The organism is Nocardioides sp., assembly GCF_031422975.1.
In the GTDB taxonomy this organism is placed as follows: Bacteria; Actinomycetota; Actinomycetes; order Propionibacteriales; family Nocardioidaceae; genus Nocardioides.
The window spans coordinates 1-3,532 of sequence record NZ_JANPEO010000651.1; the positions used below are offsets into that span (position 1 = coordinate 1).

Annotated in this window: 5 protein-coding genes, 1 tRNA gene and 1 pseudogene; 2 read left to right on the forward strand and 5 right to left on the reverse strand. The window is 70.9% G+C overall.

Going from position 1 to position 3,532, the window contains the following annotated elements:
* From RMO85_RS19270 to RMO85_RS19280, 3 genes and pseudogenes are all read right to left on the reverse strand, one after another.
* Positions 1-282 (reverse strand): annotated as a pseudogene (locus RMO85_RS19270) (cobalt ECF transporter T component CbiQ); the annotation flags it as partial.
* A gap of 25 nt (positions 283-307) precedes the next feature.
* Positions 308-628, reverse strand: a complete 321-nt coding sequence (locus RMO85_RS19275) for a PDGLE domain-containing protein (RefSeq protein WP_310530330.1) — start codon at positions 626-628, stop codon at positions 308-310.
* On the reverse strand, positions 625-1,329 hold the full coding sequence (locus RMO85_RS19280) for an energy-coupling factor ABC transporter permease (RefSeq protein WP_310530331.1): 705 nt from the start codon (positions 1,327-1,329) through the stop codon (positions 625-627). The genes RMO85_RS19275 and RMO85_RS19280 overlap by 4 nt, the downstream gene beginning before the upstream one ends.
* A gap of 175 nt (positions 1,330-1,504) precedes the next feature.
* Between RMO85_RS19280 and bcp the strand changes: the two genes are divergently transcribed.
* The gene (bcp, locus tag RMO85_RS19285; protein ID WP_310530332.1) at positions 1,505-1,975 is read left to right on the forward strand and encodes a thioredoxin-dependent thiol peroxidase; all 471 of its coding nucleotides are present in this window, start codon (positions 1,505-1,507) and stop codon (positions 1,973-1,975) included.
* A 15-nt stretch (positions 1,976-1,990) separates the two neighbouring features.
* Positions 1,991-2,063 (forward strand) — tRNA-Leu (locus tag RMO85_RS19290).
* Positions 2,064-2,103: 40 nt separating this feature from the next.
* Here the strand turns inward: RMO85_RS19290 and rdgB are convergent.
* Entirely contained in the window at positions 2,104-2,715 is a 612-nt protein-coding gene (rdgB, locus tag RMO85_RS19295; protein WP_310530333.1) for an RdgB/HAM1 family non-canonical purine NTP pyrophosphatase, read from the reverse strand.
* Complete coding sequence (gene rph, locus RMO85_RS19300; RefSeq protein WP_310530334.1) at positions 2,712-3,443, reverse strand: ribonuclease PH; 732 nt, start codon at positions 3,441-3,443, stop codon at positions 2,712-2,714. Before rph ends, rdgB begins: the two co-directional genes overlap by 4 nt.
* Positions 3,444-3,532: the final 89 nt, after the last annotated feature.

Sequence of the window (3,532 nt, forward strand, 5' to 3'; positions counted from 1 at the left end):
GGAGACCGCGAAGCCGAGGATCTCGGTCCGTGGCCCGGCGGAGATGAAGGGCATCAGCAGGGCAAACACCGCGAAAGGAACCTCGATCACCATGCGCGGCGCGAGGTAGCCCGGGGGCACGCGGGAGTGGCCGATGACCACGAGGAGCGCGAGCACCTCGACCACGAATGCCGGCCACCAGGTGCGCGGCGTCGCGACCACGGCGAGCATGAAACACACCAGCGCCACCAGCTTGAGATGCGCGGGCGCGCGATGGATCGGACTATGGCCGTGGAAGTGCATCCGGTGACCGTGACCGGCACCCACGTCAGTCGCCCGATCCGGAGGTGTCGGGGCGCTCGTCGCGGCGACGCAGCATCCAGAACAGCCCGCCACCGATCAGCCCTACCAGAGCGACCCCCGCCACCCCGGCCAGTGCGCCACTCAGGCGCTCGCTGCCGACGCCCCTGGTCTGGTAGCCGGCCAGCGGACTGTCGGCGGTCGCCGAGTCCTCGGCGGCGTCCTCGAAGCCGGTCTGGCCTGCGACATACAGCAACCCGTCGGGGTGACTGCTGGCGTAGTAGCTCGCGACCCCGGCCACGAGCAGCGTGAGCAGGACTGCCGCGGCGAAGAACCGCCGGCGGGTCATCGGGTGGTCTCCGGGTCGGGCGCGGGGGTGCGGATCTCGAGCGTGGGTACGGCCAGCAGCGGGCGTGCGCCGTACACCAGGTCCGGTCGGGTGGCGATGACGCTGGCGACGACGAGTCCGGTGACGGCGGCCTCCCCGAGACCGATCAGGGTGTGCCAGCCGAGCATCGCGACCACGACCCTCGACAAGTCGACGGGAGCCTGCCCGCCGACCGAGAAGAGCAGCGTGAAGACCAGGGCGGCGGCCGGGACGCTGAGGAACGCGCCGACGGCGGCGGCGATCGGCACGGCTGTCGGGCGCGCCGCAAGCACGCGACGCATCAGCACGAAGGTCGTCCAGCCGACGGCCACGGTCACCAGACCCATCAGCGTGATGTTGGTGCCGAGTGCGGTGATCCCACCGTCGGCCATCATCAGCCCCTGCACGAGCAGCACGACCGAGAGGCACAGCACCGCCGACCACGGCCCGACCAGGACCGCCGCCAACGCACCACCCATGAGGTGGCCGCTGGTGCCGGCCCCGACCGGGAAGTTGATCATCTGGGCCGCGAACACGAACGTCGCGACGAGTCCCGCCATCGGTGCGGTGCGGTCGTCGAGCTCACGACGCGTGCCGCGTAGGGCCACCGCGATCCCGGCCGCGGCGATGAGGCCGGTCGCCAGCGAGGTCGGCGCGTCCAGGAAGCCGTCGGGCACGTGCATGTGGGTCGGTCTCGCTCTCGCCAGGATCGGGTGTCGTGCTTGGATGATGGCGGCCGGTCCTCCAGGGCCCGGCCATCCCTGACATCTTATTGCACATCGCTTGCAACAACCACCTGCCTTCAACGACGGGATCCGCCCTGTCCACCCGGGCAGGCCCTCGACCCAGGAGTTCTTCATGACCACACGCCTGAGCCCCGGTGACGTCGCCCCCGACTTCACCCTCACCAACGACGCGGGTGACGACGTGACGCTGTCCGAGCTGCGCGGGCGCAAGGTGATCGTGTACTTCTACCCGGCTGCGATGACTCCCGGCTGCACCAAGCAGGCGTGCGACTTCAGCGAGTCCCTCGACTCGCTCCAGGGTGCGGGTTACGAGGTGCTGGGCGTCTCCAAGGACAAGCCGGCCAAGCTTGCGAAGTTCCGTGAGCGCGACCACCTGACGATCGCGTTGCTCTGCGACGAGTCGCTCGAGGCGCACCGGGCCTTTGGCGCGTACGGCGAGAAGTCGCTCTACGGCAAGACGGTCCAGGGCGTCCTCCGCTCGACCTTCGTGATCGACGAGGCCGGCAGGATCGAGCTCGCGCAGTACAACGTCAAGGCCACCGGTCACGTCGCCAAGCTCCGCCGGGACCTCGGCCTCGGCTGAGAGGATCGGCACCACGCGCCCGTGGCCCAACGGCAGAGGCACACGGTTTAGGTCCGTGACAGTGTGAGTTCGAATCTCACCGGGCGCACCCGCTCGGCCCCGTCGCAACGGGGCTGAGCCGCCGGCGACTACGCCAGGGCGTCGGCGATCCGCGGGGCGAGTGCGCGCAGCGCGTGCCCCCGGTGCGAGATGCGGTCCTTCTCCACCGGGTCGAGCTCGGCGGAGGTGAGGTCGGCCCCGGCGTGCTCGTCAGCCACGAACACCGAGTCGTAGCCGAAGCCACCACTGCCCCGTGGCGCGTGGATGATCCGGCCGGGCATCCGGCCGTGCTCGACGAGCTCGCCACCGTCGGTGCCGACGAAGGCGACGGCGCACTCGAACCAGGCGTCGCGTCTCGCGTCTGGTACGTCGCCGAGCTGGGCCAGCAACAGCTCGTTGTTGCGCTCGTCGCTCTTGGGCGGCCCCGCCCAGCGAGCCGACAGCACGCCGGGCATCCCGTTGAGCGCGCTCACGCAGAGCCCGCTGTCGTCGGCGATCGTCGGCAGCCCGGTCGCCGCGAAACCCGCGCGCGCCTTGAGCAGGGCGTTGCCCTCGAACGTCGGCTGGTCCTCGACGGGCTCGGCGTAGTCGGCGACGCCGTCGAGACCGACGACCTGCACGCCGACCACGTGCTCGGCGAGGAGGCGCTGCATCTCGACGAGCTTCTTGGCGTTGCGCGAGGCAAGGAAGACCCGGGTCATCGCGCCAGCGCCTCCTGCTGGAGCCTGGTCAGGTCGGCGCAGCCCAGGGCCGCGAGGTCGAGCAGCGCGTCGAGCTCGGAGCGGTCGAAGGCAGCCCCCTCGGCCGTCCCCTGCACCTCGACGAACGAACCGGCGCCGGTCATCACGACGTTCATGTCGGTCTCGGCGCGCACGTCCTCCTCGTAGGGCAGGTCGAGGCGGGGCACGCCGTCGATGATGCCGACGCTGACCGCGGCCACCGATCCGGTCAGCGGCTCGCCGGTCAGCGCGCCGGTGGACCGCAGGTGCGCCACCGCGTCGGCGAGGGCGACGTACGCGCCCGTGACCGACGCGGTCCGGGTGCCGCCGTCGGCCTGGAGCACGTCGCAGTCGAGGACGATCGTGTTCTCGCCGAGTGCTTCGTAGTCGATGACCGCCCGCAACGACCGTCCGATCAGGCGCGAGATCTCGTGGGTACGACCGCCGATGCGGCCCTTGACCGACTCGCGGTCCGAGCGGGTGTTGGTCGAGGCGGGCAGCATCGCGTACTCGGCCGTGACCCAGCCCAGGCCCGAGCCCTTGCGCCACCGCGGCACGCCCTGTGAGGCGGAGGCGGCGCACAGCACCTTGGTGCCGCCGAACTCGATCAGCACGGACCCGGCCGCGTGGTCGAGCCAGTTGCGGGTGATCGTGATCGGGCGGAGCTCGTCGTCGGCGCGGCCGTCGGCACGTGGGGCGGGAGAAGTCATGGGCAAGACCCTAGACGCGCTCAGAGACGTGGCGGAGCCGGGTCCGGTCACCCCCGTGAGTTACCGGACCCGGCTCGAAGGCCCCGACC